Here is a 26,817-nt window from a genome sequence, read left to right as displayed (position 1 = left end):
CACAAGGGGAAGGCCATGAAGAAGTTATCCACAGTACTGACCGCCGGGCTGCTGGCCGTGAGCAGCCTGGGCGCGTACGCCGAGCAGAGTTGCGACACGGTGAAGATGGCCGATCCGGGCTGGAGCGATATCGCCGCGACCAACGCCATCACCAGCCTGCTGCTCGACGGCCTGGGCTACAAGGCCAAGGTCGACACCCTGGCGGTGCCGATCACCTACGGCGGCCTCAAGGATGGCCAAGTCGACGTGTTCCTCGGCAACTGGATGCCGGCGCAGCAGGGCTTCTACGACAAGTTCGTGGCCAGCGGCGATGTCACCCAGCTGGCGAAGAACCTCGAAGGCACCGAGTTCACCCTGGCGGTCCCGGACTATGTCTGGGACGCGGGTGTGCATAACTTCGCCGACCTCAACAAATACGCCGACAAGTTCGACAAGAAGCTCTACGGCATCGGCTCCGGCGCGCCGGCCAACGCCTCACTGGCGGAGATCATCAAGAAGAACGAGTTCGACCTGGGCCAGTGGAAACTGGTGGAGTCCAGCGAACAGGCGATGCTGGCCGAGGTGGCCCGGTCGGTGAAGAAGCAGAAGTTCGTGGTCTTCCTCGGCTGGACCCCGCACCCGATGAACGTGCAGATGAAGATGCACTACCTCAAGGGCGGCGAGAAATATTTCGGCGATACCGGCAGCGTCTACACCGTGACCCGCAAGGGTTATGCACAGGCCTGCCCGAACGTCGGCAAGTTGCTGAGCAACCTGAGCTTCACCCAGGACATGGAAAACAGCATCATGGCCGAGGTGGCGAACAAGAAGCTGAGCAATGCCGATGCGGCCAGGGCCTGGATCAAGGCCAATCCGGCGGTGCTGGACAAATGGCTGGACGGCGTCAAGACCGCCGATGGCCAGGACGCGTTGCCGGTGGTGAAAGCCAAGCTCTGACGCGCTTCCCGACACACCGCAGGCCTCAATGTGGGAGCGGGCTTGCCCGCGAAGCTTTTCAGCGGCCTCCACGGCCGCTGCGCGGGAATGCCCGGCTTCTGCAGGCGCGCGGGCGCCCTCGCGGTTGTCACAAATCCCCTTCACCCTGACGCCGACTCAACCAACCGAGAGACCCATGGGCTGGACCAACCGCCACAAAATCCTGCCATTTCTCAGCTGGCTGCCCCGGCAAACCCGCACCAGCGTCCGCCGTGACCTGGTGGTGGGGCTCAGCGGCGCCATTCTCGCGCTGCCACAATCCGTCGCCTACGCCCTGATCGCCGGCCTGCCGCCGGAATACGGGCTGTACGCGGCGATCATTCCGGTGCTGATCGCTTGCCTCTGGGGCTCGTCGTGGCACCTGATCTGCGGCCCCACCGCCGCGATCTCCATTGTCCTGTTCGCCAGTGTCAGCCCACTGGCGGTGCCCGGCAGCCAGGACTACATCACCCTGATCCTGCTGCTGACCTTTATCGCCGGCATCTTCCAGTGGCTCCTGGGCATGCTGCGTTTCGGCGCCCTGGTGAACTTCGTCTCCCATTCGGTGGTGCTCGGCTTCACCCTGGGTGCCGCCGTGGTCATCGCCCTGGGACAGTTGCCCAACCTGCTGGGCATCGACGTGGCGAACCAGGCCACCGCCCTCAACAGCCTGCTGGCGCTGGTACGGCATGTCGGCGAGCTGGATCGCCCGTCGCTGGCCCTCGGGCTCGGCACGCTGCTGGTCGGCCTCGGGCTCAAGTCGCTGCTGCCGCGCTGGCCGACCCTGCTGATCACCCTGATCCTCGCCAGCCTGCTGGTCTGGTTGTGGCCGGGGATGTTCGGCCATGTGCAGCTGGTCAAGGGCTTCGCCGGGCGCCTGCCGCCGTTCAGCCCGCTGCCGCTGGATATCGAGACGGTCCTGCGGCTGCTGCCCAGTGCCGTCGCCGTGGGCATGCTCGGACTGGTGACCAGCCTGTCGATCGCCCGGTCGCTGTCCGCACGCTCCCAGCAATTGCTCGACGCCAACCAGGAAGTCCGCGCCCAGGGCCTGTCGAACATTGTCGGCAGCCTGTTTTCCGGCTACCTGTCCGCCGGCTCGTTCACCCGCGCCGCCCTGAGCTACGAAGCCGGGGCCTGCTCGCCGCTGGCCGGGGTGTTCTCGGCGTTATGGGTGGCGTTGTTCGCGGTGTGCGGCTCGGCGCTGATCGCCCATATTCCGATTCCGGCCATGGCCGGCAGCATTTTGCTGATCAGTTGGGGCCTGGTGGATCATCGCGGGATCCGCGCGCTGTTCCGGGTCAGTCATGCCGAGTTCGCGGTGATGGCCCTGACCTGCGTGGCGACCTTGCTCCTGGAATTGCAGACGGCGATCTATGCCGGGGTGCTGGCGTCGCTGTTCTTCTACCTCAAGCGCACTTCGCAACCCCGGGTGCAGCATTGGCGCGATGGCGACGAGGATGTGCTGCGGGTCGGCGGGTCGATCTTCTTCGGCGCCAGCCATTACCTGCAGGTACGCCTGCAACGGCTGCATGGCCCGCGGGTGGTGATCGAGGCGCAGCAGATCAACTTCATCGACTATTCCGGGGTGGAAATGCTGCACCAGGAAGCCCGGCGCCTGGCGCGGGACGGGCGCAGCCTGACCCTGAGAAAGGCACGGGCCCCGGTGATCGAGGAACTGGTCAAGCTGGAGGGTGTGGATAAGTGCCCGATCCGCTTCGAGGACTGAACACACTCGCCCCCCCAGACACTCATCCTGTGGGAGCGGCGTTCCGACAAGCCCGCTCTCACAGGTTTCAGTTCAAACGGTTTCGGTTCAAAGGGCCAGCAGGCGCCGCAGCTCCGCCAGCACCGGCGCCGTGTCCGGGCGCACGCCACGCCACAGCAGGAAGGCTTCCGCCGCCTGCTCGGCCAGCATGCCCAGGCCATCCATCGCCACGGCCGCGCCCTGTGCGCTGGCCCAGCGGCAGAACGCGGTCGGCTCCTTGCTGTACATCATGTCGTAGCAGAAGGTCTTGCCCGGCTCGATCAGGCTCGGCGCAATCGGCGGCACATCGCCCGACAGGCTGGCCGAGGTGGCGTTGATGATCAGGTCGACCGGTTCGCGCAACCAGTCGAAGCCGCTGGCGGACACCGGCCCCAGGTCGGCGAACAGTTCGGCCAGCAACTCGGCTTTCTCGACGGTGCGGTTGGCGATGATCACGGACGCGGGCTGCTGCGCCAGCAACGGCTCCAGGACCCCGCGCACCGCGCCACCGGCACCCAGCAACAGGATGCGCTTGCCCTGCAGGCTGAAGCCGGCATTCACCGTCAGGTCGCGGACCAGCCCGGCACCGTCGGTGTTGTCGCCCAGCAGGCTGCCATCGGCCAGCTTGCTGAGGGTATTCACCGCTCCCGCGCGCTGCGCCCGTGGCGTCAGGCTGGCGGCCAGGCGAAAGGCCTCTTCCTTGAACGGCACCGTGACGTTGGCGCCGCGACCGTCCTGGAAGAACGCCCGGGCACAGCCGGAAAAGTCATCCAGCGGCGCCAGCAGGGTGCTGTAGTCCAGTTGCTGGGCGGTCTGTTCGGCGAACAGACGGTGGATCAGCGGCGACTTGCTGTGGCCGATGGGGTTGCCGAAGACGACATAACGATCCATCAGGCAGCCCCCTGCGCCAACCAGTCGCGATCCTGCAGGAAGTAGTCGGTCAGGCGTGCCTCTTCGCTGCCCGGAACGGCTTTCCAGTCATAGCCCCAGCGCACTTGTGGCGGCAGCGACATCAGGATCGATTCGGTGCGCCCGCCCGATTGCAGGCCGAACAGGGTGCCGCGGTCATAGACCAGGTTGAATTCCACGTAACGGCCACGGCGGAACTCCTGGAACTCGCGCTGCTGTTCGGTCCAGGCCGCCGCCTTGCGCCGCTGCACGATGGGCAGGTACGCCTCGATATAGGCATCGCCGATGGCACGCATGAAGGCGAAGCTGGTGTCGAAGTCCCACTCGTTCAGGTCGTCGAAGAACAGGCCGCCGATGCCTCGCGGCTCGTTGCGGTGCTTGATATGGAAATAGCTGTCGCACCAGGCCTTGTAGCGCGGGTAGACATCCGCCCCGAATGGCGCGCAGGCCTGCTCGGCCACGCGGTGCCAGTGCACGCAGTCCTCTTCGTTGCCGTAGTAGGGCGTCAGGTCGAAGCCGCCACCGAACCACCAGACCGGTTCTTCACCGGCCTTTTCGGCGATGAAGAACCGCACATTGGCGTGGGACGTCGGCACATGGGGGTTGTGCGGGTGAATCACCAGGGACACCCCCAGCGCCTCGAAACCGCGCCCGGCCAGCTCGGGCCGGTGGGCACTGGCGGACGGCGGCAGGCCGCTGCCGAAGACGTGGGAGAAATTCACCCCGCCTTTCTCGATGACCTCGCCGTTCTCGATCACCCGGGTCCGGCCACCGCCGCCGGCGGGGCGCGTCCAGGCATCCTCGACGAAGCGCGAACCGCCATCTTCGGCTTCCAGCGCAGCGCAGATACGGTCTTGCAGGTCGAGCAAATAGGCTTTAACGGCCTCGGTGCGGGTAGTCATGGCATCACCTTGAATCGGGCAAAGCTACGCGGCACGTCGGGCGGCCGGCGGCAAGGGGGGGCGTAGCATAACACTGCCCTCGCCACCGTCGCAGTTGACGAAGGTCAAACGAAGGAGTCCGATAGACCCTTCGCGCAGCCTCAAGATGAAAACTGCCCAAGGAGAGTATCGATGGCCAAACGCATCCAGTTCCGTGCCCATGGTGGCCCCGAAGTCCTCGAATATGTCGACTACACCCCCGCCGAGCCGGGTCCGCAGCAGGTACGGGTACAGAACAAGGCCATCGGCCTGAATTTCATCGACACCTACTGGCGCAGCGGCCTGTATGCACCGCCGAGCATGCCGTCCGGGTTGGGTGGCGAGGGCGCGGGCATCGTCGACGCGGTGGGTAGCGAAGTCACCGGGTTCAAGGTCGGCGACCGCGTCGCCTATGGCACCGGACCGCTGGGCGCCTACAGCGATTTCCACCTGTTGCCGGCGGCCCACCTGGTCAAACTGCCCGAACAGATCAGCTTCGAACAGGCGGCGGCCGTCATGCTCAAGGGCCTCACGGTGCAGTACCTGCTGCGCCAGACCCATGAGCTCAAGGCCGGCGAAACCGTGCTGTTCCACGCCGCGGCCGGCGGGGTCGGGGCCTTGGCCTGCCAGTGGGCCAAGGCCATCGGGGCGAAGCTGATCGGTACCGTGAGCTCGCCGCAGAAGGCGGCCTATGCCAAGTCCCTCGGGGCCTGGGAGACCATCGACTACAGCCATGAAGACGTGGCGAAGCGGGTGCTGGAGCTGACGGACGGCAAGAAGGTCCCGGTGGTCTATGACGGGGTCGGCAAGGACACCTGGCTGACGTCCCTCGACAGCCTGGCGCCACGGGGCCTGCTGGTGAGCTTCGGCAACGCCTCCGGGGCGGTGGACGGCGTCAACCTGGGTATCCTCGCGGCCAAGGGCTCGCTGTACGTGACCCGGCCGACCCTGGGCACCTACGCCAGCAACCCGCGGCAACTGCAGGCCATGGCCGATGAGTTGTTCGGGCTGATTATCGGCGGGCAGTTGAAGATCGAGATCGGCGCACGCTACAGCCTGGCCGAGGCGGCCAAGGCGCAGACCGAGCTGTCGGCGCGGCGGACCACTGGCTCGACGGTGCTGTTGCCTTAGGAGCGAGGCACCCGCACCGATCGTTCCCACGCTCCGCGTGGGAACGCCTCTTGGGGCGCTCTGCGTCCGTTCTTTGTGACGCAGAGCGTCACGGGCTGCATTCCCACGCAGAGCGTGGGAACGATCAGCGCATCTGCGCAAAGACGCTCATATCGGACTCAGGCCGGGCGCACCACCTTGCCGGTCGCCAGGTCACGGATCAGGCTCGGGTTCTTGCGCCCGCCGAGGCGGCCACCCAGCACCAGGTCGAGCTGGCCGCGGAAATACTGCTCCACTCGCAGACGGGTCTTCGCCGCAGGGCGCCCTTGCGGGTTGGCGGAAGTGGAAATCAGCGGCCCCACCAGCGAACACAGGTCGCGTACCAACGGATGATCACTCACCCGCAGTGCCACGGTGTCGTGCTGGCCGGTCACCCATTCCGGCAACAGATCCTGATGCGGCACCAGCCAGGTATTGGGCCCCGGCCAGGTGCTGGCCATGCGATCGAGCCAGGTTTCCGGAAAGTCTTCGAACAGGAAATCGAACTGCCGGATATTGTCGGCGACCAGGATCAGGCCCTTGTCCACCGAGCGATTCTTGATCGCCAGCAGCCGATCTACCGCCTCTTCGTTCCAGGGATCGCAGCCCAGGCCCCAGACCGCCTCGGTTGGATAGGCAATCACCGCTCCTGCGCGAACTTCTCGTGCGGCTTCTTGCACACGCCAACTCTTGACCATTGCTCGTTTCTCCGGATTCAACGCTGCTCGCAGTTTACTCAGGTACGGCTACCTCATGCGAGCTAACCAGCGTCCGCCTTCATTGGCAACCCGGCCTTCCAGTTCCAGCTCGGTCAGGCTCGCCAGCACCCGCGACAGGTTCCAGCCACAGGCCAGCGCCAGGCCTTCGCTGGTGTGCGGCGCCGCGTGCAGCAAGGCCAGCAGCGGGTGATCGGAGGCGGCGGACGGCGTGCTGGCGGCAACCCGCTGCCAACCGCGCAGGTTCTGCAGGATATCGTCGACCGTCTCCACCAGCACCGCGCCATCGCGGATCAGCTGGTGACAGCCCCGCGCACCGGGATGGTGGATGGATCCGGGAATCGCGTAGACCTCGCGGCCCTGTTCCGCCGCGAGCCGGGCGGTGATCAGCGAGCCGCTGGCGACACTGGCCTCCACCACCAGCACGCCAAGGGACAAGCCGCTGATGATCCGGTTGCGCCGGGGGAAGTTGCCCGGATGCGGCGGGGTATCCAGGGGGAACTCGGAAACCACCGCACTGCCGCGCTCGATCATGGCCTGCGCCAGCGTCCGGTGGCGCTGTGGATAAAAATTCCCGAGGCCGGTGCCGAGCACGCCGATGGTCAGCCCGCCGACATCCAGCGCGGCCTGATGGACAGCGCCGTCGATACCCAGGGCAAGGCCGCTGGTGATGACAAAACCGGCTCCGGCGAGGCTGCGGGAGAACGCCGTGGCAGTGTCCATGCCCGGCTTCGAGGCACGCCGACTGCCGACCAGCGCCAGTTGCGGCTTGTCCATGATCGTCGGGTCGCCGGCCACGAACAGCAGCGGCGGGGCATCGTCCACCTCGGCGAGCAAGGCCGGATAATCAGCCTGGTCCCACATCAGCAGATGCTGGTTCGAGCGCTCTAGCCAGCCCAATGCAGCGCTGGCGCCGTCGCGCACGGCAGGGCTGCGGCGGGCCTCGGCACTGCTCGTGGGCAACCCCAGCGAACGCCAGGCGGCGGCGGGCGCGCTCAGGGCGGAAGAGGCCGAGCCAAAGGTTTCGATCAGCGTGCGAAAGCGCCTCGGACCGATATCCGGAAGGCGATGCAGGCGCAGGCGGGCTTCCAGTTCCGCCGGCGACAGGGAGGGACTCACAGACAGCGACATTCGATCATCCTTGATCCGTGGCGGTCGTGATCCGGCAGGAACAAGCTGTGGATAACTCTGTGAGTAACCTGTTTAGCCTGCTAACGAAATCCGCCCAAGCTGAAGACACCTGTAGGAGCTGGCTTGTCAGCGATAGCGATGCAAGATTCACCACAGTCATCGCTGGCAAGCCAGCTCCCACAGACAGGCATTACGGATTGCGCACCTTGTCCAGCACTGCCAGCGACCGCGTGGCATTGAGTACCAAACCATAGCTGAGCTTTTCGTAGGTGCGGAACACCATCAGCAGGCCCGAACGCTCGTCGGGAATCTTCACCGGCTGCCCGGTGACGCGGTCGCGAACCGTCTCGCCGGTCTTGTACACCGCGAGAACATTGCCTTCGGCCAGTCCATCGCGGCGGCCCTTGTCGATCGTGACCACGTCCATGACCCCGATCTGTGTAACACCCCGTGGCACATCTATGATCACGCCGCTGATCTGCGCCTGGGGAGCGCTGGGCATGAAGGTCGAGGTGATCGGCCGTTCCTCGCTGACGAACAGCCGGTCGCCGAGACGCACTTCCTCGGTGGTGCGGCGCAGCGTCAGGGTGCCGACATCGCCCTCGGTCGCCAGCAGTTCGCCCGTGCCGACGTCGTCGGCGTTGATGCCGAGGAACTCCTTGGTCTGCGGGTCCGTGTAGACCTTGCCCTGGCGGAACAGGCCATACACCGAATGCGTCGGGTCGAACGCGCCACGGGCATAGATCCGGTCGCCCATGCCGCTGAGCACCCGCTCGTTGCTGCCGGCGAGGATATACGGGGCTTTCTTGAAGTCCTCGGGGCTGTCGACGATGCGGTTGCTCAGCAGGAACGCGTTGATCTTTTCCAGTGGAATGCTGGGGATCGCGTCCGCCACCGGCGAACTGCGCACCTGCGGCGACAGCTTGATGGTGCCGCGCGAAGCGCCGCGCTCGACCACCAGCCGCGGCTGGCCGTCGACGAACTGCAGCGTCAGGATGTCGCCCGGGTAGATCAGGTCCGGATTGGCGATCTGTGGGTTGGCGTGCCAGATTTCCGGCCACTTCCAGGGTTCGCGGAGAAATTTCCCGGAAATGTCCCAGAGTGTGTCGCCACGCACCACGGTATAGCGCTGTGGATAACCGTCCTTGAGTTGCACTTGCGCCTGCACGACACCGGTAAAGGCCAGCAGCAGGGCGAGTAGTGTTTTCCTCATGCAGTGAATCCCTTTATTATGTGCCTTCGCGTGAAACGCCAGAGCCCCCGGCGGCTCGCTCCCAGGGAGAACGTTTTACAACGGTAGCCGAATCCCGCCGGGATATTCGGCAGCCGTCTCTGACTTTACCTCACATGTGCAGCAATTACGCCTATGGCCATTTTAAACATCCTCGAATTTCCAGACGCGCGCCTGCGCACCATCGCCAAGCCCGTGGCCGTGGTGGACGACAAGGTGCGGCAACTGATCGATGACATGTTTGAAACAATGTATGAAGCCCCGGGCATCGGCCTGGCGGCCACCCAGGTCAACGTGCATCAACGTATCGTGGTCATGGACCTGAGCGAAGATCGCAGCGAGCCACGGGTGTTCATCAACCCCGAGTTCGAACCGCTGACCGACGAAATGGGCGAGTACCAGGAAGGCTGCCTGTCGGTGCCGGAGTTCTACGAGAACGTCGAACGCCCGACACGCGTACGGATCAAGGCCCTGGACCGCGACGGCAAGCCGTTCGAGCTGGAGGCCGATGGCCTGCTGGCGGTGTGCATCCAGCATGAATGCGATCACCTCAACGGCAAGCTGTTCGTCGATTACCTGTCCACGCTCAAGCGCGACCGGATCAAGAAGAAGCTGGAAAAGAAACACCGCCAGAACGCCTGATCCCTTCATCCCAAAGGCTTGCTGCGGCAAGCCTTTTCTTTTTCAAGCGAGCTTTATCTATGACTGAGCCATTGCGCATCGTCTTTGCCGGCACCCCCGAGTTCGCCGCCGAACACCTCAAGGCCCTGCTCGACAGCCCTTACGAGATCGTCGCGGTCTACACCCAGCCGGACCGTCCGGCCGGGCGCGGGCAGAAGCTGATGCCGAGCCCGGTCAAGCAACTTGCCCTGGAACACGGCATCGCCGTGCTGCAGCCGCCGACCCTGCGCAACGCCGACGCCCAGGCCGAACTGGCGGCACTTGAGCCGGACCTGATGGTGGTGGTCGCCTATGGCCTGATCCTGCCGCAGGTGGTGCTGGATATCCCGCGCCTGGGTTGCATCAACAGCCACGCCTCGCTGCTGCCGCGCTGGCGCGGTGCCGCGCCGATCCAGCGCGCGGTGGAAGCCGGCGACCGCGAAAGCGGCGTGACCGTGATGCGCATGGAAGCCGGACTCGACACCGGGCCGATGCTGCTCAAGACCGTCACCCCGATCGGCACCGAAGACACCGGTGGCAGTCTGCATGATCGCCTGGCCGAACTCGGTCCGCCGGCGGTCCTGCAAGCCATCGCCGGCCTGGCCGCCGGAACCCTGGACGGTGAAGTCCAGGACGACAGCCTGGCCACCTACGCCCACAAGCTGAACAAGGACGAGGCGCGCATCGACTGGAGCCGTCCGGCGGTCGAGCTGGAACGACTCGTTCGCGCCTTCAATCCCTGGCCGGTGTGCCACAGCAGCCTCAACGGCGAAGCGGTGAAGGTCCTCGCCGCCAGCGTCGCCGAAGGCCAGGGCCGGCCGGGTGAAATCCTCGCCGCCAGCAAGGACGGCCTGATCGTCGCCACGGGTGCCGCCGCCCTGTGCCTGACCCGCCTGCAACTGCCCGGCGGCAAGGCCCTGAACTTCAGCGACCTGTTCAACAGCCGCCGCGAGAAATTCGCCCTCGGCACGGTGTTCGGCCAATGAATCCGCGTCTGGCCGCCGCCAAGGCCCTGACCGCCGTGCTCAACGGCAAGGCCTCGCTCAACAGTTCGTTGCCGCTGCAACTGGACAAGGTCGAGGCCCGCGACCGTGGCCTGACCCAGGACCTGGCGTTCGGCACCGCCCGCTGGCAGCCTCGGCTGTCGGCGCTGGCGCTGAAGCTGCTGCAGAAACCCTTCAAGGCTGCTGACGCCGATGTCGAGGCGCTGCTGCTGGTCGGTCTCTACCAGTTGCTCTACACCCGCATCCCGGCCCACGCCGCCATTGGCGAAACCGTCGGCTGCGCGGAAAAACTGAAGAAGCCCTGGGCCAAGGCCCTGCTCAACGCCGTACTGCGTCGCGCGCAAAGGGAGAGCGAAGCGCTGCTGGCCGAGCTGGAACACGACCCGGTGGTGCGTACCGCCCACCCGCGCTGGCTGCAGAAATCCCTGAAGGCCTTCTGGCCCGAGCAGTGGGAAGCCATCTGCGCGGCGAACAACGCCCACCCGCCGATGATCCTGCGGGTCAACCGCCGTCACCACAGCCGCGATGCCTACCTCAAGCTGCTGGCCGATGCCGCGGTCGCCGCCCGGCCTTGCGACTACAGCCGCGACGGCATCGTCCTCGACGAAGCCTGCGACGTGCGCAACCTACCGGGTTTTGCCGAAGGCTGGATCAGTGTCCAGGACGAAGCCGCGCAACTGGCCGCCGACCTGCTGGACCTGGCCCCCGGCCAACGGGTGCTGGATGCCTGCTGTGCTCCTGGCGGCAAGACCTGTCATATCCTCGAAGCCGAGCCGCGACTGGCCGGTGTGGTCGCCGTCGACCTGGAGGCCAAGCGCCTGGTACGGGTGCGCGAGAACCTCGAGCGCCTGGGCCTGGCCGCCGAGCTGATCGCCGCCGATGGCCGGGACACCGCGACCTGGTGGGATGGCAAGCCGTTCCAGCGGATCCTCCTGGATGCGCCCTGCTCGGCCACCGGGGTGATCCGTCGCCATCCGGATATCAAGCTGACCCGCCAACCCGACGACATCGCCGCCCTGGCCGCCCTGCAAGGCGAACTGCTGGACGCGATGTGGACGACCCTCGACGTCGGCGGCATCCTGCTCTATGCCACCTGCTCGACCTTGCCGACGGAAAACACCGAGGTGATCGCAGCGTTCCTGGCCCGCACCTCCGGGGCCCGCGAGCTGGATATCGCCGGTCCGTTCGGCATCAGGCAGCCCCACGGTCGCCAACTGCTGGCCCAGGAAGGCGGCCACGATGGTTTCTACTACGCCAAACTGATCAAGATCGCTGCCGCGCGCGGCTAACCGGGTTGAACGGAGTCATCCGATGAAAATCATCATTCTCGGCGCGGGACAGGTCGGCGGCACCCTGGCCGAGCACCTGGCCAGCGAAGCCAACGACATCACCGTGGTCGACACTGACGGCGAGCGCCTGCGCGACCTCGGCGACCGCCTGGATATCCGTACCGTCCAGGGCCGTGCCTCGTTCCCGACGATCCTGCGCCAGGCCGGCGCGGATGACGCCGACATGCTGGTGGCGGTGACCAACAGCGACGAGACCAATATGGTCGCCTGCCAGGTCGCCCACACCCTGTTCCATACCCCGACCAAGATCGCCCGGGTGCGCGAGGCCGCCTACCTGACCCGCGCCGGCCTGTTCGACAACGACGCGATCCCGGTGGACGTACTGATCAGCCCCGAACAGGTGGTCACCCATTACATCAAGCGCCTGATCGAATACCCCGGCGCCTTGCAGGTGATCGACTTCGCCGAGGGCAAGGCCCAACTGGTGGCGGTCAAGGCCTACTACGGCGGGCCGCTGGTGGGCCAGCAACTGCGCCAGTTGCGCGCGCACATGCCGAATGTCGACACCCGCGTGGCGGCGATCTTCCGTCGCGACCGGCCGATCATGCCCAAGGGCGATACGGTGATCGAAGCCGATGACGAGGTGTTCTTCATCGCCGCCAAGGCGCATATCCGTGCGGTGATGAGCGAAATGCGCCGGCTCGACGAGAGCTACAAGCGCATCGTCATCGCTGGCGGCGGGCAGATCGGCGAGCGCCTGGCCGAAGCGATCGAAAGCCGCTACCAGGTGAAGATCATCGAGATGAACGCGGCACGCTGCCGTCATCTGTCCGATACTCTCGACAGCACGGTGGTCCTGCAGGGCAGCGCTTCGGACCGCGACCTGCTGATGGAAGAGAACATCAACGACGCCGACCTGTTCCTGGCCCTGACCAACGACGACGAGGCCAATATCATGTCGTCGCTGCTGGCCAAGCGCATGGGGGCGAAGAAGGTGATGACCATCATCAACAACCCGGCCTATGTCGACCTGATCCAGGGCGGCGATATCGACATCGCCATCAGCCCGCAACTGGCGACCATCGGCACCTTGCTCGCCCACGTACGGCGGGGCGATATCGTCAGCGTGCACTCGTTGCGCCGGGGCGCGGCGGAAGCCATCGAGGCGATTGCCCATGGCGACGCGAAGTCGAGCAAAGTGATCGGCCGGGCCATCGAAGATATCGCGCTGCCGCCCGGAACCACCATCGGGGCGATCATCCGCGACGAAGAAGTGCTGATCGCCCATGACGATACGGTGATCCAGGCCGGCGACCACGTGATCCTGTTCCTTGTGGACAAGAAACATATCCGCGATGTGGAAAAGCTGTTCCACGTCGGCCTGAGTTTTTTCTGAAGGGAGGCACCGATGCTCGAATCACTGGAAAAAATGCTCGCCAAGGGTGTGGATAACTCGTTGCTGCGCTTCGGCCTGGGCAAGGGTTACCTGGATCTTGGCGACAACGCCAGGGCCGCCGAGCACCTGCAACGCTGCGTGACCTTCGATCCGAAATACTCCGCCGCCTGGAAACTGCTGGGCAAGGCCCATCAGGCCGCCGGCGACACCGACGCAGCGAAACAGGCTTGGGAACAGGGACTGGACGCCGCCCGCGCCCATGGCGACAAGCAGGCGGAAAAGGAAATGACGGTGTTCCTGAAAAAGCTGGAAAAGGCCGCGCTCAAAGATCGATGAAGCGCAGGCCGATGCCCTCGGCGTCGACCCGGATCACTTCCATGCGAATACGCGGCGCGGCCACCGGCAAGTCCTGCACCTGGCCATAGACCACCGTCCCGGTCGGCAGGCGCGACAGGCCCGGGTGCTGCACGTACACACCCTTGCTGGAAAGATTGCGCGTCTGCCCCAGGCATTCGCCAATGCTCGGGTGCTGGATCTTGATACGCAGGTAATTCTTGTTATCGGACATCTATTGCGCCCTTGGATAAAGCCGCTGTGGATAAATCACTGGCGATTTTATCCACAGATCATGCCAATGAGGTGTTTCAGTACCAGCGTTGTTCGCCCGCCGGACGCTTCTTGAAGCGCTTCATGCTCCACATGTACTGGCTCGGATAGGCCCGCACATAACGCTCGACGACCTGGCTCATGGCCGCCGCCGAAGTCTCTGTATCGGCGCTGTACATGGCTTCTGGAGCCGCTTCGAGAATCACCTTGAAACCCGAACCGTCGGGCAGGCGCAGCGCATGCAGGAATACTCCGACCGCCTTGCCGCCGGCGAGCATGTTCGGCACGAACTTGCTGGTCAGGGCCATGGTGCCCAGGAAAGGCACGAAGATCCCGGCGGATTCGGCCGGTTCCGGGTCGGCGGGGATGCCCACCGCACCACCTTTGCGCACTTCCTTGATGACGCTGAGGATGCCTTCCTTGGTCGAGGCCGCCACCCGGTTGCCCAGTTGCACCCGCTGTTTGCGCAGCAGTTCATCGACCGCCTTGAGCTTGGGCGGGCGGTAGAAAATGATCGGTTTGCACTGGTTGCAGTAGAAGTGATTGAGCACTTCCCAGTTGCCCAGGTGGCTGGTGATGCCGACCACGCCCTTGCCCGAGGCCAGGGCGTCCCTGAGTACGTCGAGGCCCTCGACTTCGCGCACCAGGTCGATGGAACGCTGGGCCGGCCAGATCCAGGCACAGGCGCTTTCGGTCAGGGACTTGCCGATGTCCTTGAGGCTCTGTCCGACCAGTTGCTCGCGGGCCACCGGGTCGAGCTCGGGGAAACACTTCGCCAGATTGATCCGCACCACTTCGCGGGAACGGTTGGGCAGCTTCCACATCAGCCAGCCGATGGCCGCGCCGACACGCTGCACGGCACGCCAGGGCAGCATCGCGAACAACCGCAACGCCCCCACCAGCATGGCGCCTTTAAACTTTTCCACAGGTCACTCCCGGTGTGCTCACTCGTCAGCCGGCTATTGTAGCCGTGGCACGGCCAGCGCGGCATAGCTATGACAATCGGTGGTGTGGTCCATGACCATCCCCGAGGCCTGCATGAAGGCGTAGCAGATGGTCGGGCCGACAAAGCTGAAGCCGAGCTTCTTCAGGGCCTTGCTCATGGCTTCGGCCTCGGGCGTGACGGCCGGGACCTCGCTGCGATCCTTGAAGTGGTGAATCCGCGGCAGGCCGCCGACAAACGACCAGAGCAGGGCCACCGGGTCCTTCGTCTGCAACCAGGCCCGGGCGTTGCGCCGGGCCGCGTTGAGCTTCAGGCGGTTGCGCACGATGCCCGGATCGAGCATCAGGGTCTCGATGTAGTCGTCGCTCATTTGCGCGATTTCGCGCACGTCGAAGCCGAACAGGACCTTGCGATAGTGCTCGCGTTTTCTCAGGATCGTGATCCACGAAAGCCCGGCCTGGAACCCTTCGAGCAAAAGCAACTCGAACAATCGCTGCTCGTCGCGCAGCGGTACGCCCCACTCCTGATCGTGATAGTCCATGTACAAAGGCTCGTCGTTGCACCAAAAGCAGCGTGGCATAAGGCTCCAAGGGGGTGGAGGCGCGACCGAATCGGGTATACTCCCGCCTTTTAAATCGCAGCCCAAGTAACAGGTGAATTTCGTGAGCCAGCCTACGCCAGCCGTGCGTACCTTCCAAGACTTGATCCTCGCCCTCCAGCAATACTGGGCTGAGCAAGGTTGTGTGGTACTTCAGCCCTACGATATGGAAGTAGGCGCCGGCACTTTTCATACCGCCACGTTCCTGCGTGCCATCGGCCCGGAAACCTGGAACGCCGCCTACGTACAACCCAGCCGCCGCCCGACTGACGGCCGCTACGGCGAAAACCCGAACCGCCTGCAGCACTACTACCAGTTCCAGGTGGTCCTGAAGCCGAACCCGGAAAACTTCCAGGAACTGTACCTGGGCTCCCTCAAGCGCGTCGGCCTCGACCCGCTGGTGCACGACATCCGTTTCGTCGAAGACAACTGGGAATCGCCGACCCTCGGCGCCTGGGGCCTGGGCTGGGAAGTCTGGCTCAACGGCATGGAAGTCACCCAGTTCACCTACTTCCAGCAGGCGGGCGGCATCGAGTGCTACCCGGTCACCGGCGAAATCACCTACGGCCTCGAACGTCTGGCGATGTACCTGCAGGGCGTCGATTCGGTCTACGACCTGGTCTGGGCCGACGGTCCGTTCGGCAAGGTGACCTATGGCGATGTGTTCCACCAGAACGAAGTGGAGCAATCGACCTACAACTTCGAACACGCCAACGTCGAGAAGCTGTTCGAACTGTTCGATTTCTATGAAAGCGAAGCCAAGCGCCTGATCGAACTGGATCAGCCGCTGCCGTTGCCGAGCTATGAAATGGTCCTCAAGGCCTCGCACACCTTCAACCTGCTGGACGCGCGCCGGGCCATCTCGGTGACCGCCCGCCAGCAGTACATCCTGCGTGTGCGCACCCTGGCGCGTTCCGTCGCCCAAGCCTACCTGCTGGCACGCGCCAAGCTGGGCTTCCCGATGGCAACCCCGGACCTGCGTGATGAAGTGTTGGCTAAGTTGGAGGCGGCACAATGAGTGCGCAAGATTTTCTGGTAGAACTGGGCACTGAAGAACTGCCACCCAAGGCCCTCAATACCCTCGCCGAGGCGTTCCTCGCCGGGATCGAAAAAGGCCTGCAGAGCGCCGGCCTGAGCTTCGAAGCCAAGCAGGTCTACGCCGCGCCACGGCGCCTGGCCGTCTTGCTGACCCAGTTGCAGACCCAGCAACCGGACCGCAGCATCAACCTCGACGGCCCGCCACGCCAGGCCGCCTTCGATGCCGAAGGCAACCCGACCCAGGCCGCCCTGGGCTTCGCCAAGAAGTGCGGCGTCGAGCTGAGCGAAATCGACCAGAGCGGGCCGAAGCTGCGCTACAGCCAGAACATCCCCGGCAAGCCGACCGCCAGCCTGCTGCCGACCATCGTCGAAGACTCGCTGAACGACCTGCCGATTCCCAAGCGCATGCGCTGGGCCGCGCGCAAGGAAGAGTTCGTCCGTCCGACCCAATGGCTGGTGATGCTGCTCGGTGACCAGGTCATCGACTGCACCATCCTCGCCCAGAAGGCCGGTCGCGATTCCCGTGGCCACCGTTTCCATCATCCGCAAAGCGTGCGTATCGGTTCGCCGGCCAGCTACCTCGACGACCTGCGCGGCGCCTACGTGCTGGCCGACGCCAACGAGCGTCGCGAGCTGATCAGCAAGCGTACCGCGGAGCTGGCGACCCTGCAGGAAGGCACCGCCATCGTGCCGCCGGCCCTGCTGGACGAAGTCACCGCCCTGGTCGAATGGCCGGTGCCGCTGGTGTGCTCGTTCGAAGAGCGTTTCCTCGACGTGCCCCAGGAAGCCCTGATCACCACCATGCAGGACAACCAGAAGTACTTCTGCCTGCTGGACGTCGATGGCAAGTTGCTGCCGCGTTTCATCACGGTCGCCAACATCGAGAGCAAGGACCCGCAGCAGATCATCGCCGGCAACGAGAAAGTCGTACGCCCGCGCCTGACCGACGCCGAGTTCTTCTTCAAGCAGGACAAGAAGCAGAAGCTCGCCGACTTCAACCTGCGCCTGCAGAACGTGGTGTTCCAGGAGAAGCTGGGCAGCGTCTACGACAAGGCCGAGCGCGTCTCGAAACTGGCCGCCTTCATCGCCCCACGGATCGGCGGCGACGCCCAGCGCGCGGCCCGTGCCGGCCTGCTGTCCAAGTGCGACCTGGCGACCGAGATGGTCGGCGAGTTCCCGGAGATGCAAGGTATCGCCGGTTACTACTACGCCCTCAATGACGGCGAGCCGGAAGACGTCGCCCTGGCCCTGAACGAGCAGTACATGCCGCGCGGTGCCGGTGCCGAACTGCCGACCACCCTGACCGGTGCGGCCGTGGCGATCGCCGACAAGCTCGACACCCTGGTGGGCATCTTCGGTATCGGCATGCTGCCGACCGGTAGCAAGGACCCCTATGCCCTGCGCCGTGCCGCCCTGGGCGTGCTGCGGATCCTGATCGACAAGAAGCTCGACCTCGACCTGATCGAAACCGTGGCCTTCGCGGTCAGCGCTTTCGGTGCCAAGGTCAAGGCCGCCGGCCTCTCGGAACTGGTGCTGGAATTCATCTTCGACCGCCTGCGTGCCCGTTACGAAGACGAAGGCGTGGATGTCGCGACCTACCTGTCGGTGCGTGCCCTGAAGCCGGGTTCGGCCCTGGACTTCGACCAGCGCGTGCAAGCGGTGCAGAAATTCCGCCAGTTGCCGGAAGCCGCGGCCCTGGCCGCCGTGAACAAGCGCGTATCGAACCTGCTGAGCAAGGCCGAAGGCAACATCCCGACGACCGTCGAGGCGAAGTACTTCGACAACGCCAACGAGTTCTCGCTGTACTCGGCGATCCAGCAAGCGGACCAGGCTGTCCAGCCGATGGCCGCGGCGCGCCAGTACAACGAATCGCTGGCCCGCCTGGCCGCCTTGCGCGAGCCGGTGGACGCGTTCTTCGAAGCGGTGATGGTCAATGCCGACGACGCCAATGTGCGGGCCAACCGCTACGCGCTGCTGGCACGCCTGCGGGGCCTGTTCCTCGGCGTCGCCGACATTTCGCTGCTGGGCTGAGGACAGGTCTTGAAGCTGCTGATTCTCGATCGGGACGGAGTGATCAATCACGACTCCGACGCTTACATCAAGTCGCTGGAGGAGTGGATTCCACTCCCCGGCTCGATCGAGGCCATCGCGCAGTTGAGCCGGGCCGGCTGGACGGTAGCCGTCGCTACCAACCAGTCCGGCATCGCTCGCGGTTACTACGATCTCGCGACCCTGGACGCCATGCACGAGCGCCTGCGTTCGTTGGTGGCGCAACAGGGTGGCGAGCTCGGCCTGGTGGTGTACTGTCCCCATGGTCCGGACGAGGGCTGCGATTGCCGCAAGCCCAAGCCGGGCATGCTCAGGACCATCGCCGCGCATTACGGCGTCGATCTGTCTAGGCTATGGTTTGTCGGAGACAGCCTGGGTGACTTGGAAGCCGCCAGCGCCGTCGATTGTCAGCCAGTTTTGGTTAAAACCGGTAAAGGCGAGAAGACACTGGGGAAAACCCTGCCGGTGGGCACTTTGATTTTTGACGATCTGGCGGCGGTTGCCGCTGAACTTATCCACAATTAGCGCTTCTCTGACTTCCTGACCAAGGACTGTTCGGGGGTGCACTTATTAACAGGCGGGCAGTGCCCGCAACGGTAAATGCCGCTATGTCGATCCTGCAGGCCATCAGAACCTTTTTCTTTTACCTGCTGCTGGGCACCAGTTCGCTGCTGTGGTGCTCCCTGAGCTTTTTTATCGCCCCGTTCCTGCCGTTCAAGGCACGTTATCGCTTCATCAACGTGTACTGGTGCCGCTGCGCCCTGTGGCTGACCAAAGTATTCCTGGGCATCACGGTCGAGATCAAGGGTGCCGAGAATGTGCCCGAGCGCCCTTGCGTGATCCTGTCGAATCACCAGAGCACCTGGGAGACCTTCTTCCTGTCGGCCTATTTCTCGCCGTTGAGCCAGGTGCTCAAGCGTGAACTGCTCTATGTGCCGTTCTTCGGCTGGGCCATGGCTATGCTGCGGCCGATCGCCATTGACCGCGACAACCCGAAGGCGGCGCTCAAGCACGTGGCGAAGAAGGGCGATGAACTGCTCAAGGACAACGTCTGGGTGCTGATCTTCCCGGAAGGCACCCGCGTGCCCTTCGGTACTGTCGGCAAGTTTTCCCGCGGCGGTACGGCGCTGGCGGTCAACGCCGAGCTGCCGGTGCTGCCGATTGCCCACAATGCCGGCAAGTTCTGGCCGAAGACCGGCTGGGCGAAAAAGTCCGGCACCATCACCGTGGTGATCGGTGCCCCGATGTTCGCCGAAGGCAGCGGCCCACGGGCCATTGCCGAGTTGAACGACCGGGTCCAGGCCTGGAACGAGAACACCCAGCGCGAGATGGGTTCATTACCGCCACACACGGTGGCGGAAACGCCGAGCGCGGCCTGACGGTTTTGTGGATAACTTGTGCACAAGATTTGGATTTCTTCCGAAAAAATGTCGTAACTAGCTGATTTAAATACTTATTTCTCGGTATGACTTTTCAACAAAAATCGTGCATAAGTTTTTCTCGGCGATAAAAAAACCGGCGTTAATGCCGGTTTTTTCATGCCTGCGAAAACCTCAGACCTTATCGATATCCACATCCCGGGTTTCTTTCAGACAGAACAGCCCGACCACCAGGCTGATCCCGGTTACCAGCACCGGATACCAGAGCCCGTAGAAGATATTCCCGGTGTAGACCACCAGCGCAAACGAGACGGTGGGCAGGAATCCGCCGAACCAGCCGTTGCCGATATGGTAGGGCAGCGACATCGAGGTATAGCGGATCCGGGTCGGGAACAATTCGACCATCACCGCCGCCAGCGGGCCATAGGTCATGGTGGCGATCAGGATCAGCAGCACGATCAGCAGGACCACCATCGGTTCGTTCACCGACCCGGCGTCAGCCTTGGCCGGGTAGCCGGCCTGGGTGATGGCCGCGCGCATGGCCGCTTCGTCGAAGCCGTTGATCTTCTGCTCGCCCACCGCAACCGTCACCGTCGAACCCGGCGCCGCGGCCTGGGAGTCATACGGCAGGCCCTGTTTGACCAGGAAGGTCTTGACCTTGTCGCAGGGGCTGTCGAAACGGGCCTTGCCCACGGGATCGAACTGGAAGGTGCAACCGGCCGGGTCGGCCATCACGACGATGGGCGCCTGCCGGCTGGCGGCATCCACCTGCGGGTTGGCGTAGTGACTCAGCGCCTTGAACAGCGGGAAGTAGCAGACTGTCGCCAGCAGCAGGCCGAGCATCAGGATCGGCTTGCGCCCGACCTTGTCCGAGAGCCAGCCGAACAGCACGAAGAACGGTGCGCCGATCACCACGCTGATAATCAGCAGCGTGTTGGCCTGGGTCGGGTCCATCTTGAGCATCTGCGTCATGAAGAACATCACGTAGAACTGGGCGGTGTAGAAGGTCACCGCCTGCCCGGCGTTGATGCTGAACAGCGCGGTCAGGACGATCTTCAGGTTCGGCCAGGAACCGAAGGACTCGCGGATCGGCGATTTGCTGACCTTGCCCTGGGCCTTCATTTTCACGAAGGCCGGCGACTCGTGCATGCTCAGGCGGATCCAGGTGGAGATCGCCAGCAGGAAGATCGACAGCAGGAACGGCAGGCGCCAGCCCCAGACTTCGAACTGATCGCCACTGATGTAGCGGCTGGCCAGGACCACCAGCAACGACAGGAGCAGGCCGAGGGTCGCGGTGGACTGGATCCAGCCGGTGTGGAAACCGCGCTTGCCGGCCGGCGCGTGCTCGGCCACATAGGTCGCGGCACCGCCGTATTCACCGCCCAGCGCCAGGCCCTGGAGCATGCGCAACAGCACCAGGATGATCGGTGCGGCGATGCCGATGGTGGTGTAGGTGGGCAACAGGCCGACGGCGAAGGTCGACAGCCCCATCAGGATGATGGTCATGAGGAAGGTGTATTTGCGCCCGATCATGTCTCCCAGCCGACCGAACACCAGCGCGCCGAACGGTCGCACCAGGAAGCCGGCGGCAAAGGCCATCAGGGCGAAGATAAACGCGGTGGTGTCGTTGACCCCGGCAAAGAACTGCTTGCTGATCACCGCCGCCAGGGCGCCATAGAGAAAAAAGTCATACCACTCGAAAACGGTCCCGAGGGATGACGCAAAAATGATCTTTCGTTCTTCCTTGCCCGTGCTGGCAGCCACCGGCGTTGACTGTTGCTCGATATAGTCCGACATGCGTTATGTCCTCGGCCTTGTGGGCCACAGTGATTATTGTTGTTGTTCCACTGTGAATTCCGGCTGACTGCCACCGGAATCCTGATCCCGATCGCCCCGTTCAGGCGGTCGGTAGTGCGGTTTCACGGGTGATGCCCAATCCTCCTTCATCTGTCGCCTGGCGACTTTGCAGAATCATCTGCGCGGCTTTTTCAGCGATCATCACCGTCGGCGAGCAGGTATTGCCGGAGGTGATCTGCGGCATGATCGAGGCATCCGCCACGCGCAATCCGGGTACGCCATGCACCCTCAACCGGGAGTCGACGACGTCCTGCGGACCGTTACCCATGCGGCAGGTGCCGACGGGGTGGAAGATGGTGGTGCCGATCTTCGCGGCGGCCTCGTAGAGTTGTTCTTCACTTTGCAGGGACGCGCCGGGCAGGTACTCCTCGGGCTTGAACACGCGCAGGGCAGGGGAGTCGACAATGCGCCGGGTCAGGCGAATGGCTTCGGCGGCGACCTTCAGGTCTTCGGGATCGCTGAGGTAGTTGGGATCGATCAGCGGTGCGTCGTCCGGGTTGGCCGAGCGGATATCGATGCGGCCGCGACTCAGCGGACGCAGATTGCAGACCGAGGCGGTGAAGGCCGGGAAGCGGTGCAGCGGCTCGCCGAAACGCTCCAGCGACAATGGCTGCACGTGATATTGCAGGTTGGCCGAAGGTTGCTCCGGGTTCGATTTCACGAAGGCTCCCAGCTGGCTCGGCGCCATCGCCAGCGGGCCACTGCGGTCATAAAGATAACGCAGGCCCATGCCGGCCTTGCCCCACAGGCTGTTGGCCACCTGGTTGAGGGTGCGGGCATTGCTGAGCTTGTAGATCAGCCGCAGTTGCAGGTGGTCCTGCAGGTTGCCGCCTACGCCCGGCAGTTCGTGGCGTACGCCAATCCCGAGGTTTTCCAGCAGCGGCCGCGGACCGATGCCGGAGCGTTGCAGGATCCCCGGAGATCCGACCGAGCCGGCACAGAGAATGATTTCCCGGCGGGCCGGGAACAAGTGTTCCTCACCTTGCCACCGTGCCAGGACCGCCGTCGCCCGACCATTTTCCAGGCTGACCCGGTCGACCTGCACGCCCGTCAGGATGGTCAGGTTGGGGCGCTTGAGCACCGGTCGCAGAAACGCCTTGGCTGAATTCCAGCGCACGCCGGAACGCTGGTTGACCTGGAAATATCCACAGCCCTGGTTATCCCCGGCGTTGAAATCGCTGACGCTGGCAATGCCGTTTTCAGCGGCAGCGTCACGGAAGGCGTCGAGGATCGGCCAGGAATAGCGTTGCTGTTCCACCCGCCATTCGCCCTGGTCGCTGTGGAATTCGCCGGCACCGCCGAAGTGGTTTTCGCTGTGCTTGAACAGCGGCAGCACATCTTTCCAGGCCCAGCCCGGATTGCCTTGTTCGGCCCAGCGATCATAGTCGCCGGCCTGGCCGCGCATATAGATCATGCCGTTGATGGACGAGCTGCCACCGAGCACCTTGCCCCGTGGGTAGCTCAGGCTGCGACCTTGCAGGCCAGGCTGGGACTCGGTCTTGAAGCACCAGTCGGTGCGTGGATTGCCGATGCAGAACAGGTAGCCGACCGGGATATGAATCCACGGGTAGTTATCCTGGCCGCCAGCTTCGAGCAGCAGCACATTGTTCTGCGGGTCGGCGGACAGCCGGTTGGCCAGCACGCAGCCAGCGGGTCCGGCACCGACGATCACATAGTCGTAAGGCAAATGGGCAGATGGCATCAGCGACCTCGCCGTTTATTGTTCTTGTATCAGCTCATGTTATTGATTAATTTCGAGATGAAAACGTTCGTTTTTGCGCAAGTGCTGTGCGTTTTCAAGCAAGGCAAGTGAACCCGACGATTCACAAGGAGCCCTATGTTTGACTGGAACGACCTGCGATTTTTCCTCGAACTACAGCGTAGCGGACGTTTGCTGACCGCGGCAAAACGGCTGAATACCACCCACAGCACCGTCGCCCGGCATATCGAAACCATCGAGCAGAGCCTGGGCACCGCGTTGTTCGTCCAGCACGCCCAGGGTTATGAACTGACGCCTTCGGGCCAGGCTTTGCTCAAGCACGCCGAGGCCATGGAGAACGTCGCGTTGCTGGCCCAGGAGGAAATCACCCAGGCCATCGCGCCGCTGGGCAAGATTCGCCTGGGCGTGACCGAAGGCATCGGCATCATGTTTCTCACTTCGCGCATGGGCGGCCTGTTCGAGCGTTACCCCGGACTGGAAGTCGAACTGGTGGCGGTGCCACGCTTCGTCAGCATCCTCAACCGCGAAGCCGAGATCAGCATCCACCTCGACCGGCCCCACGCCGATATGCTGATCACCCGCAAGCTCACCGACTATCGCCTGGCCCTCTATGCCAGCCCGGCGTACCTGGCCCGGGCACCGCGCCTGGCGAATCGCGACGACCTCTCGCAACACCAGTGGATCGGCTATGTCGACGACCTGCTGTTCAGCCAGGAGCTGCTGTTTCTCGACGACTTCTGCCGCTCGCCGAACGTGACCTTCCGCAGCACCAGCGTGATTGCCCAGCAGATCGCCGCACGGGCCGGCCTGGGCATCGCGGTGCTGCCCAACTACATGGCCAAGGACGATCCTGAACTGGTGCGCATACTGCCCCAGGAGACGATCCAGCGCAGTTACTGGATGAGCACCCGCAGGGAACTGCACAAATCGGTGCGGCTGAGGGTGGTTTGGGATTTCTTGTTGGCGTTGTGCGCGAAAGAGCAGGATGTCCTGTTGGCCAATTAAAGTCCCGGGCCACAGGGCAGGGGGTTATTCAACAGCCAATAAAAAACTCCCCGGACCGTCGGGACCGGGGAGTTTCTCTTGCAGCCAGGCTACCTGATCAGAAGTCCAGGTTGGACACCGCCAACGCGTTGCTTTCGATGAAGTCGCGGCGGGGTTCTACCGCGTCGCCCATCAGGGTGTTGAAGATCTGGTCGGCGCCGATGGCGTCTTCGATCGTCACTTTCAGCATGCGACGGACCGCCGGATCCATGGTGGTTTCCCAGAGCTGATCCGGGTTCATTTCACCCAGCCCTTTATAGCGCTGGATCGTGTGGCGCTTGGTGCTTTCAGCCATCAGCCAGTCCAGGGCTTCCTTGAACTCGGTCACGGCTTTCTTGCGTTCACCACGCTGGATGTAGGCGCCTTCGTCGAGCAGGGTGCTCAGTTGCGCGCCCAGGGTCACCACGGTCTTGTAGTCGTTGCTGCCGAAGAAGTCGCGGTTGAAGGTGACGTAGTTCGACAGGCCGTGGGAAATCAGTTCGACTTCCGGCAGCCAGACATTACGTTCACGGTCTTCACGCAGGCTGGCCTTGTAGACCAGGCCGGACTTCTCGTTCAGGCGCAGGCGGACTTCATACTTGGCCAGCCATTCCTGCATCGCCGCGTGATCGCCCAACTGCTCCAGGCTCACCGCCGGCAGGTAGATGAAGTGCTCGGTCAGTTCCTGCGGGTACAGGCGCGACAGGCGCTTGAGGGTCTTCATCACCATGCGGAAGTCGTTCACCAGGCGCTCCAGCGCCTCGCCGGAAATCCCCGGGGCATCTTCGTTCAGGTGCAGGCTCGCATCTTCCAGGGCCGACTGCGTCATGTACTCTTCCATGGCGTCGTCGTCCTTGATGTACTGCTCCTGCTTGCCTTTCTTCACCTTGTACAACGGTGGCTGGGCGATGTAGATGTAGCCACGCTCGATCAGCTCCGGCAACTGGCGGAAGAAGAAGGTCAGCAGCAGGGTACGGATGTGCGAACCGTCGACATCAGCATCGGTCATGATGATGATGTTGTGATAACGCAGCTTCTCGATGTTGTACTCTTCGCGCCCGATACCGCAGCCCAGTGCGGTGATCAGCGTGCCCACTTCCTGGGACGAGATCATCTTGTCGAAACGGGCTTTCTCGACGTTGAGGATCTTGCCCTTCAACGGCAGGATCGCCTGGGTACGACGGTTGCGACCCTGCTTGGCGGAACCGCCAGCAGAGTCACCTTCCACCAGATACAGTTCGGAAAGGGCAGGGTCCTTTTCCTGGCAGTCGGCCAGTTTGCCCGGCAGGCCGGCGATATCCAGCGCACCTTTGCGGCGGGTCATCTCGCGGGCTTTACGTGCCGCTTCACGGGCACGGGCGGCATCGATCATCTTGCCGACCACCAGCTTGGCTTCGTTCGGGTTTTCCAGCAGGAAGTCGGAGAAGTACTTGCCCATTTCCTGTTCGACCGCGGTCTTCACTTCGGAAGAAACCAGCTTGTCCTTGGTCTGGGAGCTGAACTTCGGATCCGGCACTTTCACCGAAATGATCGCGGTCAGGCCTTCACGGGCATCGTCACCGGTGGTGGCGACCTTGTGCTTCTTCGCCAGACCTTCCTGTTCGATGTAGTTGTTCAGGTTACGAGTCAGTGCGGAACGGAAACCCACCAGGTGAGTACCGCCGTCGCGCTGCGGGATGTTGTTGGTGAAGCACAACAGGTTCTCGTTGAAGCTGTCGTTCCACTGCAGGGCGATTTCCACGCCGATGCCGTCTTCACGCTGGATATTGAAGTGGAACACCTGGTTGACCGCAGTCTTGTTGGTGTTCAGGTATTCAACGAACGCACGCAGGCCGCCTTCGTACTTGAACAACTCTTCCTTGCCGCTGCGCTCGTCCTTGAGGACGATGCCGACACCGGAGTTGAGGAAGGACAGTTCGCGAATCCGCTTGGCCAGGATGTCCCAGCTGAAATGGATGTTCTTGAAGGTTTCGCCGGAAGCCTTGAAGTGAATCTGGGTACCGGTGGTTTCGCTCTCGCCGACGATTTTCATCGGTTCCTGAGGCACACCGTGGACGTAGGTCTGTTCCCAGATCTTGCCGCTGCGACGTACGGTCAGCACCAGCAGTTCGGACAGCGCGTTCACCACCGACACACCCACGCCGTGCAGGCCGCCGGATACCTTGTAGGAGTTGTCGTCGAACTTACCGCCGGCGTGCAGCACGGTCATGATGACCTCGGCCGCGGAAACGCCTTCTTCCTTGTGCACGTCGACCGGAATACCGCGACCGTTGTCGCGTACGGTGATCGACTCATCCGGGTGGATGATGATGCTGATGTCGTCGCAATGACCGGCCAGTGCTTCGTCGATGGAGTTATCGACCACCTCGAACACCATGTGGTGCAGACCGCTGCCATCATCGGTGTCGCCAATGTACATACCGGGACGTTTGCGTACGGCATCCAAACCTTTCAGCACTTTGATGCTGGTCGAGTCGTACGTATTTTCTTCGCTCATGCCT

General features: G+C 63.5%; 24 protein-coding genes. 13 read left to right on the top strand and 11 right to left on the bottom strand.

The annotated features are described in order from the left end of the window. Positions 1–15: 15 nt before the first annotated feature. Together choX and ACL9RJ_RS21995 are read left to right on the top strand one after the other, a co-directional pair. Positions 16–936: a choline ABC transporter substrate-binding protein gene (gene choX, locus ACL9RJ_RS22000; protein WP_017129256.1), complete on the top strand. Its 921-nt coding sequence runs from the start codon at positions 16–18 to the stop codon at positions 934–936. Positions 937–1,111: 175 nt separating this feature from the next. Then, positions 1,112–2,680 (top strand): SulP family inorganic anion transporter, encoded by a 1,569-nt coding sequence (locus ACL9RJ_RS21995; RefSeq protein ID WP_422765675.1) that lies wholly within the window; start codon positions 1,112–1,114, stop codon positions 2,678–2,680. Positions 2,681–2,767: 87 nt separating this feature from the next. Here the strand turns inward: ACL9RJ_RS21995 and aroE are convergent, their stop codons facing one another. Continuing rightward, positions 2,768–3,589, bottom strand: coding sequence for a shikimate dehydrogenase (aroE, locus tag ACL9RJ_RS21990; protein ID WP_017129258.1), 822 nt, complete (start codon positions 3,587–3,589; stop codon positions 2,768–2,770). Then, a complete protein-coding gene (gene hemF / locus ACL9RJ_RS21985) occupies positions 3,589–4,509 on the bottom strand; it encodes an oxygen-dependent coproporphyrinogen oxidase (protein WP_017129259.1) in 921 nt (306 codons plus the stop codon). The genes aroE and hemF overlap by 1 nt, the downstream gene beginning before the upstream one ends. 171 nt (positions 4,510–4,680) lie before the next feature. On the opposite strand from hemF, the gene ACL9RJ_RS21980 reads away from it, so the two are divergent. Next, a complete protein-coding gene (locus tag ACL9RJ_RS21980; protein WP_017129260.1) occupies positions 4,681–5,658 on the top strand; it encodes an NADPH:quinone reductase in 978 nt (325 codons plus the stop codon). Between the two features lie 158 nt (positions 5,659–5,816). Here the strand turns inward: ACL9RJ_RS21980 and ACL9RJ_RS21975 are convergent, their stop codons facing one another. The 3 genes from ACL9RJ_RS21975 to ACL9RJ_RS21965 all read right to left on the bottom strand — a co-directional run bounded on the left by ACL9RJ_RS21975 (position 5,817) and on the right by ACL9RJ_RS21965 (position 8,736). Next, entirely contained in the window at positions 5,817–6,374 is a 558-nt protein-coding gene (locus ACL9RJ_RS21975) for an L-threonylcarbamoyladenylate synthase (RefSeq protein ID WP_042937003.1), read from the bottom strand. Between the two features lie 48 nt (positions 6,375–6,422). Further along, positions 6,423–7,523, bottom strand: a complete 1,101-nt coding sequence (gene dprA / locus ACL9RJ_RS21970; RefSeq protein ID WP_422765674.1) for a DNA-processing protein DprA — start codon at positions 7,521–7,523, stop codon at positions 6,423–6,425. A 190-nt stretch (positions 7,524–7,713) separates the two neighbouring features. Next, positions 7,714–8,736: a LysM peptidoglycan-binding domain-containing protein gene (locus ACL9RJ_RS21965; RefSeq protein ID WP_177087371.1), complete on the bottom strand. Its 1,023-nt coding sequence runs from the start codon at positions 8,734–8,736 to the stop codon at positions 7,714–7,716. Positions 8,737–8,889: 153 nt separating this feature from the next. Here ACL9RJ_RS21965 and def point away from each other — a divergent pair, with 153 nt between their 5' ends. Genes def through ACL9RJ_RS21940 form a run of 5 tightly spaced genes read left to right on the top strand, consistent with a single transcriptional unit; the run spans position 8,890 to position 13,439 of the window. Continuing rightward, positions 8,890–9,396: a peptide deformylase gene (gene def / locus ACL9RJ_RS21960; RefSeq protein ID WP_017129264.1), complete on the top strand. Its 507-nt coding sequence runs from the start codon at positions 8,890–8,892 to the stop codon at positions 9,394–9,396. A gap of 59 nt (positions 9,397–9,455) precedes the next feature. Then, positions 9,456–10,400, top strand: a complete 945-nt coding sequence (fmt, locus tag ACL9RJ_RS21955) for a methionyl-tRNA formyltransferase (RefSeq protein ID WP_177146603.1) — start codon at positions 9,456–9,458, stop codon at positions 10,398–10,400. Next, on the top strand, positions 10,397–11,707 hold the full coding sequence (gene rsmB / locus ACL9RJ_RS21950; RefSeq protein WP_017129266.1) for a 16S rRNA (cytosine(967)-C(5))-methyltransferase RsmB: 1,311 nt from the start codon (positions 10,397–10,399) through the stop codon (positions 11,705–11,707). The genes fmt and rsmB overlap by 4 nt, the downstream gene beginning before the upstream one ends. Before the next feature lie 22 nt (positions 11,708–11,729). Further along, positions 11,730–13,103: a Trk system potassium transporter TrkA gene (gene trkA / locus ACL9RJ_RS21945; protein WP_017129267.1), complete on the top strand. Its 1,374-nt coding sequence runs from the start codon at positions 11,730–11,732 to the stop codon at positions 13,101–13,103. 12 nt (positions 13,104–13,115) lie between these two features. Continuing rightward, positions 13,116–13,439, top strand: coding sequence for a tetratricopeptide repeat protein (locus ACL9RJ_RS21940; protein ID WP_177107175.1), 324 nt, complete (start codon positions 13,116–13,118; stop codon positions 13,437–13,439). Here the strand turns inward: ACL9RJ_RS21940 and ACL9RJ_RS21935 are convergent. The 3 genes from ACL9RJ_RS21935 to ACL9RJ_RS21925 form a co-directional block, all read right to left on the bottom strand. Then, positions 13,426–13,671, bottom strand: coding sequence for a PilZ domain-containing protein (locus ACL9RJ_RS21935; protein WP_017129269.1), 246 nt, complete (start codon positions 13,669–13,671; stop codon positions 13,426–13,428). The genes ACL9RJ_RS21940 and ACL9RJ_RS21935 overlap by 14 nt on opposite strands. A 76-nt stretch (positions 13,672–13,747) precedes the next feature. Next, positions 13,748–14,635 (bottom strand): lysophospholipid acyltransferase, encoded by an 888-nt coding sequence (locus tag ACL9RJ_RS21930; protein WP_017129270.1) that lies wholly within the window; start codon positions 14,633–14,635, stop codon positions 13,748–13,750. Positions 14,636–14,668: 33 nt separating this feature from the next. Then, positions 14,669–15,232, bottom strand: coding sequence for a DNA-3-methyladenine glycosylase I (locus ACL9RJ_RS21925; protein WP_042937008.1), 564 nt, complete (start codon positions 15,230–15,232; stop codon positions 14,669–14,671). Between the two features lie 82 nt (positions 15,233–15,314). Here ACL9RJ_RS21925 and glyQ point away from each other — a divergent pair, with 82 nt between their 5' ends. From glyQ to ACL9RJ_RS21905, 4 genes are all read left to right on the top strand, one after another. Next, positions 15,315–16,268 (top strand): glycine--tRNA ligase subunit alpha, encoded by a 954-nt coding sequence (gene glyQ, locus ACL9RJ_RS21920; protein WP_042937010.1) that lies wholly within the window; start codon positions 15,315–15,317, stop codon positions 16,266–16,268. Beyond that, positions 16,265–18,319, top strand: a complete 2,055-nt coding sequence (glyS, locus tag ACL9RJ_RS21915; RefSeq protein WP_017129273.1) for a glycine--tRNA ligase subunit beta — start codon at positions 16,265–16,267, stop codon at positions 18,317–18,319. The genes glyQ and glyS overlap by 4 nt, the downstream gene beginning before the upstream one ends. A 9-nt stretch (positions 18,320–18,328) precedes the next feature. Then, a complete protein-coding gene (gmhB, locus tag ACL9RJ_RS21910; protein WP_017129274.1) occupies positions 18,329–18,862 on the top strand; it encodes a D-glycero-beta-D-manno-heptose 1,7-bisphosphate 7-phosphatase in 534 nt (177 codons plus the stop codon). 83 nt (positions 18,863–18,945) lie between these two features. Beyond that, positions 18,946–19,716, top strand: a complete 771-nt coding sequence (locus ACL9RJ_RS21905) for a lysophospholipid acyltransferase family protein (RefSeq protein ID WP_017129275.1) — start codon at positions 18,946–18,948, stop codon at positions 19,714–19,716. Between the two features lie 174 nt (positions 19,717–19,890). On the opposite strand, the gene ACL9RJ_RS21900 is transcribed toward ACL9RJ_RS21905, so the two are convergent. Both ACL9RJ_RS21900 and ACL9RJ_RS21895 read right to left on the bottom strand, forming a co-directional pair. After that, entirely contained in the window at positions 19,891–21,513 is a 1,623-nt protein-coding gene (locus tag ACL9RJ_RS21900) for an MFS transporter (protein ID WP_017129276.1), read from the bottom strand. Positions 21,514–21,613: 100 nt separating this feature from the next. Further along, positions 21,614–23,275: a GMC family oxidoreductase gene (locus ACL9RJ_RS21895; protein WP_177087362.1), complete on the bottom strand. Its 1,662-nt coding sequence runs from the start codon at positions 23,273–23,275 to the stop codon at positions 21,614–21,616. Between the two features lie 135 nt (positions 23,276–23,410). On the opposite strand from ACL9RJ_RS21895, the gene ACL9RJ_RS21890 reads away from it, so the two are divergent. Further along, on the top strand, positions 23,411–24,298 hold the full coding sequence (locus ACL9RJ_RS21890; protein ID WP_017129279.1) for a LysR family transcriptional regulator: 888 nt from the start codon (positions 23,411–23,413) through the stop codon (positions 24,296–24,298). Between the two features lie 97 nt (positions 24,299–24,395). Here the strand turns inward: ACL9RJ_RS21890 and gyrB are convergent, their stop codons facing one another. Further along, positions 24,396–26,813: a DNA topoisomerase (ATP-hydrolyzing) subunit B gene (gyrB, locus tag ACL9RJ_RS21885; protein ID WP_177087360.1), complete on the bottom strand. Its 2,418-nt coding sequence runs from the start codon at positions 26,811–26,813 to the stop codon at positions 24,396–24,398. Positions 26,814–26,817: the final 4 nt, after the last annotated feature.

Origin of the sequence: Pseudomonas sp. Mn2068 (genome assembly GCF_049319725.1) — a bacterium.
In the GTDB taxonomy this organism is placed as follows: Bacteria; Pseudomonadota; Gammaproteobacteria; order Pseudomonadales; family Pseudomonadaceae; genus Aquipseudomonas; species Aquipseudomonas gingeri.
Note: the sequence above shows the minus strand (reverse complement) of the source record. Positions and strands in the feature narration are given on the sequence as shown.